Source organism: Streptococcus intestinihominis, from assembly GCF_046824975.1.
Lineage (GTDB): Bacteria > Bacillota > Bacilli > Lactobacillales > Streptococcaceae > Streptococcus.
In genome coordinates, this window is sequence record NZ_JBKQBL010000001.1 from 213,070 (window position 1) to 218,638 (window position 5,569).

At 45.0% G+C, this 5,569-nt stretch carries 5 protein-coding genes; 3 read left to right on the top strand and 2 right to left on the bottom strand.

Features of this window, described 5'->3' with window-relative positions; all coding sequences use genetic code 11:
* Together dexB and ACLOR3_RS01095 are read right to left on the bottom strand one after the other, a co-directional pair.
* Positions 1-1,102, bottom strand: a 1,102-nt coding sequence (gene dexB, locus ACLOR3_RS01090; protein ID WP_412036909.1) for a glucan 1,6-alpha-glucosidase DexB, incomplete at its 3' end; no start/stop codon positions are given.
* Positions 1,103-1,216: 114 nt separating this feature from the next.
* Positions 1,217-2,257 (bottom strand): acyltransferase family protein, encoded by a 1,041-nt coding sequence (locus tag ACLOR3_RS01095; protein ID WP_195323618.1) that lies wholly within the window; start codon positions 2,255-2,257, stop codon positions 1,217-1,219.
* 120 nt (positions 2,258-2,377) lie between these two features.
* Between ACLOR3_RS01095 and pabB the strand changes: the two genes are divergently transcribed.
* The 3 genes from pabB to ACLOR3_RS01110 all read left to right on the top strand — a co-directional run.
* Positions 2,378-4,108 carry an aminodeoxychorismate synthase component I gene (gene pabB / locus ACLOR3_RS01100; protein ID WP_238656543.1) on the top strand — a complete coding sequence of 577 codons (1,731 nt, stop codon included), beginning with the start codon at positions 2,378-2,380 and terminating at the stop codon, positions 4,106-4,108.
* Complete coding sequence (locus ACLOR3_RS01105; RefSeq protein WP_411400036.1) at positions 4,105-4,719, top strand: alpha/beta fold hydrolase; 615 nt, start codon at positions 4,105-4,107, stop codon at positions 4,717-4,719. Before pabB ends, ACLOR3_RS01105 begins: the two co-directional genes overlap by 4 nt.
* 408 nt (positions 4,720-5,127) lie before the next feature.
* Positions 5,128-5,569 (top strand): ATP-binding cassette domain-containing protein (locus ACLOR3_RS01110; protein ID WP_412036910.1); only part of this gene is annotated, 442 nt, incomplete at its 3' end.

Genomic DNA, 5,569 nt, shown 5'->3' on the forward strand with positions numbered 1-5,569 from the left:
CGATTTCGTCTAGGCTCTTAAAAGGATAGTTGGTCATGCCAATCTCTTCCCCCTGGTAGATATAAGGCGTTCCTCTCATCAAATGAAGAAGAATGGCTAGGGCCTTAGCGGACTTCACCCGATAGGCTTGGTCATCTCCCCAGGCAGAAACAATCCGAGGGAGGTCATGGTTGTTCCAAAAGAGAGAGTTCCAGCCTTCGTCCATGCCCAGCTCCGTCTGCCACTTGTTAAAGATTTCTTTCAACTTAGGAACATTAAGCTTCTTCGCATAGTGCCATTTGGGCTGACCCTCTTGGAAGAGAAGCCCAATGTGTTCAAATTGAAAGACCATCGATAATTCTTCATTGTCAGGACCAGAGTATTGCTTAGCAATCTCAGGTGTCGCTCCCCAGGTCTCCCCGACCGTTAACAAATCCTTATCCCCGAAAGTCGCTCGATTCATTTCTTTCAGATAAGGGTGGAGCATGGGACCATTGGCTACGATCTTCTGATCAGGAATTTTCCCAATCATGTCGATGACATCCATCCGAAAACCACCGATTCCCTTGTCGATCCAAAAGTTCATCATGTCATAAATCTTCTGCCGAAGGGTCTCATTTTCCCAATTCAGGTCCGGTTGCTTCTTACTAAAGAAGTGCAAATAATACTGCTGGGAAGCTGGATCAAATTCCCAAGCTGACCCACTGAAGGTAGAGACAAGATCATTAGGTTGGTCCCTCCAAATATAGTAGTCTCGCTCTGGACTGTTTGGATTTTCCTTGGCCTCGATGAACCAAGCATGTTCATCAGATGTATGGTTGACCACCAAATCCATGATCATCTTAATACCGCGCTTTTGCCCCTCCTCAATCAATGTTTCCATATCTTCCATGGTGCCAAAGATGGAAGCAATATCCTCGTAATCAGATATATCGTAGCCATTATCATCCATAGGGCTTTGGTAGACAGGAGACAGCCAAATGGCCGTAATACCTAACTTCTCCAAATAATCCAGCTTACTGATGATCCCCTTGAGGTCACCGATTCCATCTCCATTGCTATCTAAAAAACTCTTGGGATAGATTTGATAAATCACGGCATCATGCCACCATTTTTTCTTCATGCGCTTCTCCTTTTTGGTTTTACTTGTAATCCCTTACATCATAACCAAACTGGAAAAGAATTGCAACCCTCAGCTGACCTATCTGTCTCCCTTAAAATAAAAAAAGAAGTCTCTCTAGAGAACTTCCTTTTCAAGACTTCTGTTTTTCTTTTCTTTTTGCCAAGAGTGATAAGAGAGCATGGCCAATCCAAAGAGATGACTTCCCAACAAGGCCGTCACAAAAATCAACTTGCCCCTGTCTGGATAAGAAAGCGGGACATTGCTAAAGCCATAGCGAGCCCATTCGATAAAAATCGGATGCGAAAAGTAAAGCGCCATGCTCATCTGCTTTAAGTACTGCAAATCATAGCTTTTCAAAAAGGACGATCGCAGGCAGGCATTGACCAAATAGACCGTCACAAAGGGAAGGAGCAAGTAAAAGTTCTTATCGATTCCTTCATGTTGAAAAATGATGATGCCTTCCATACAGAACAAGCCAAAGGCGAGAGATAGCTTTTCCCAACGGTGAACCCTAAAGGTTTGTGCATGAAAATGATCATAGAGATAGTAACCCATAAAGATAAAAATGGGCGTGTAAAAGAGACCATTTCGAGCTGTAAAAAATAAATTGCTGTAGAGCTGGTAACCCTCGAGAAGACTCGTGGTGTCCAGATAAGCTGAATAGGTCTCGATCAAGCCCCAGCAGTAAAGAAGAAAGGTGATCACCCCCGTCCAAACCATACCTAAGCGTTTGACCAATTGATTGACCAAAAACAGGCCCAGCAAAAAGGCAGGGATATACCAGAGTTGGTAACACATTCCCAGATAGAGCAGAGCAATCAGAACGCCTGCTGGAAAGAGATAGACAGGGAGATGGAGACTAGAAAAAAAGACCCAGGCATAGGGAAGATAGACACAACTCCAAAATAAATAGGTTTTTACGATTTTGACCAGGTAGGCCTTCATTTTCCTTGCATCTCTTAGTGATGGCTTGAGGAAAAAGCTGGCACAGACGATAAAAAATGGCACCGCTAGCCGTCCAAGGATACTCTTGAGACCAAAATGCACCGGCTCATAGGAAGTTAAGCGACCACTATGCACCAAAATCACTGCAATCGCAAAGAGGTATTGAAAAAGACTAATACTGGAAGTGTTATAGAGGGAATTCTTTTTCATTGTCCTACTCCTTCGCCAAATGCAGATTCTATGGTTATTTTAGCATGAAAGAGAGGACCAAGCAAGGAATCCTTGCCTCCTTATCTACCTTTTTTCCTCTATTTTTGATATACTCAAAGCATGCACAAACAAACGATTATTGATTTTAAAGAGCTTGGATTGCGACACATTTTCACCAAGCCGCTAAAGGAATTAAAAACAAGAGATCTCGACCAAGTAGAGACTCTTCTGAGAGAGGCGGAAGCCTATCAGGAGACTGGTTATTATGCCGTAGGCTATGTCAGCTATGAAGCCGCTCCTGCTTTTGAGAAAAAATTAGCCGTCCACCCAGCACCACTCATGGGAGAGTATCTCCTCTATTTCACCATCCACGAGAAAGTAGAAACCCTTCCTTTCCCAGAGGACTACGAGGCAGTGGATCTTCCAGCCAATTGGCAGGAAGAGGTAGAGGCGCCTGCTTATCGAAAAGCTATCGAGACCATCCAGCACCACATCCGTCAAGGGGATACCTATCAGGTCAACTACACCGTCCAGCTTTCTCAAGAGCTAGAGGCTGATCCTTTGGCCATCTACAATCGCTTGGTAGTAGAACAGAAGGCCCATTACAATGCCTTCATCCAGCACGATGATGTGGCCATCCTCTCCATCAGTCCTGAGCTCTTTTTTGAACAAGATGACAGGCTACTAACCACCCGCCCTATGAAGGGGACGACTCGTCGTGGTCTCACTAGCCAAGCCGACCTCAAGGAAGCCGCTTGGCTAGAAGCCGATCCCAAAAATCGAGCAGAAAACATGATGATTGTGGATCTCCTCCGCAATGACATGAACCGGATTTCGGAAATTGGAAGTGAGCAGGTGACCCATCTCTGCCAGGTTGAGCAATACTCTACTGTTTGGCAGATGACCTCGACCATTGAAAGTCGCTTACGTCCCGAAGTCGACCTAGTCCAAACCTTCCAGGCCCTCTTTCCTTGCGGTTCCATTACAGGGGCACCGAAGATTTCCACTATGGAAATTATTCAACAGACAGAGGTTGCTCCTCGTGGCGTCTACTGTGGAACGATCGGTATCCTTCTTCCAAAAGGTAAACGAATTTTTAATGTGGCCATCCGAACCCTCCAAATGCAGGGGAAGCAAGCCATCTATGGCGTAGGTGGAGGCATCACTTGGGACAGCAAATGGGAAAGTGAATACCAAGAGACCAAGCAAAAGTCTGCTGTTCTCTACCGACAAGAGCCTCGCTTTGAGCTCCTGACGACCGGCCGCATCCACCAAGGAGAGCTGACCTTCCTGGAGCAACACCTGACCCGTTTGAGAGAGGCCAGCCGCTACTTTGCCTACCCTTATGATGAGCCAAAACTCCTGAAGGAACTTCAAGAAGAGCTTGCTCGTTTGGATTCCAACCTTGACTATCGTTGCCGCATTGCCTTGCAAAAAAACGGAACCGCCCAGCTAGAGATCACAGAACTAACAGACTTGCCAGCTAGCTATCTGCAGGCTCAACTGACCGAGCAAAAGTTTGATTTAGCGAAGCCATTTACTTATTTTAAGACTAGCCAGCGAGCTCATCTAGCAGCTAAAGATCACGAGCAGATCTTCTATCTTCCTGATGGCAGCTTGCTAGAGACGACCATCGGAAATCTCATCCTAGAGATTGACGGCAAGCGCTATACTCCTCCAGCTCACCTCCCTATCCTCGACGGGATTTACCGCCGCCATCTCTTAGAAACTGGACAAGTAGAAGAAAAACTGTTAACGCTGAAGGATTTAGAAGTCGCTGACCAAGTCTATGCCTGCAATGCCCTGCGTGGCCTCTATCCACTCGATTTCACTAGAGAGGAATCAGAATGAAACTTATTTTTTTACATGGCCTAGGTCAGGATGCTCACTCTTGGCAAGGGGTCCAAGATGCACTTTCCCCCTTGCAATCTGAATCTTTCGCTATTTTCTCCCATCCAAGCGAAAGCTACCAAGAGGCCAAAGAAAGATTGACGGAGCACCTCCAGCAAGAAAGCGAGCCCTTTATTCTGGTAGGACTCTCACTGGGAGGCGTTCTCGCTCTTGATCTCTCCAGCCGAGACTTGCAACAACTCAAGTGCTTGGTGCTTTCAGGGACGCAATACAAACTCAACACCAATCTCCTCTATAGGCTCCAAATTCTCCTTTTTCGTCTGCTTCCCAAGCGTGTCTTTGAAAAGCAGGGGACCAATAAACAACAGATGCTTCAAATCTTGACCGAATTAAAAAGTCTCAATTTAACCGATACCGTTAAAGCTTGCCCTCTTCCTAGCTTGGTTGTTTGTGGTAGCAAAGATTGGGTCAATCAATCTTCTTCTAAAAAATTGGCCAAGCTCCTGCCAAAAGGCCGCTATCAAGAAATCGCAAACGGAGGCCATCTACTCAATACCGAGAAACCCTATGAACTCGCGCAAGCCATCAAGGAGTTTGTTGCTGAATTTTAAAATGAAGAGGCTAGCTTAAAAAACAGTTCCTCTTAATGTAGATAACGTATTTTTTCATGTTACATAACTTAAAAAATCAAGAAATGTTTATATTTTTAAGTTATGCATGAATATCTAGAGGCTTTCCGCCGTGAGAAAAGTGCCTGAAACACAATTGTTTCAGGCACTCGGGAGTTTTGGAACCTTAGGTCCAAAACTAAGTCATGGAACTTCTTCGAAGTTCGCTGACGTCCGTACTCACCTAAGGAAAGCCTCTAAGAAAACTTATTCTTAAAGTCACGGCTAACTTTTAAAAGGTTAGTCATTTTTTTAGAAATATTTTAGAATTGCTTGATAGTTATTTGAAAAGCAAGCTGTATACTAAGAGTGTAAAGAAAACAACTAGTCATTTGGACGAAGGAGAAAACCATGGAAAAAGTATTAGAAATTTCCCATTTGAGTAAAAAGTTCGGTCAACAATACGCCTTAAATGATGTGAATCTCACCATTCGCAAAGGCGACGTCTACGGCCTCATCGGTAAAAACGGGGCAGGGAAAACCACCCTCATCAAGGTCATCACCCAGCTGATTCAAGAAACTGATGGAAGCGTCTCCCTCTTCGCTTCCACGAATCGCTCTCAGTGGACACAAGCCCTGAAACGGGTCGGATCTGTCATTGAAAGTCCTGTGGCTCACAAGCATATGACCGCTTATCAAAACCTAATCTACTATTGCAAGGCACGCCATATCCCCAATCCCGACCAGGTCATCAAAGAAACCTTGAACTATGTCGGCCTGAATAATACGGGTAAGAAGAAATTCCGCGATTTTTCACTCGGGATGAAACAACGGTTGGGAATTGCGATTGCGC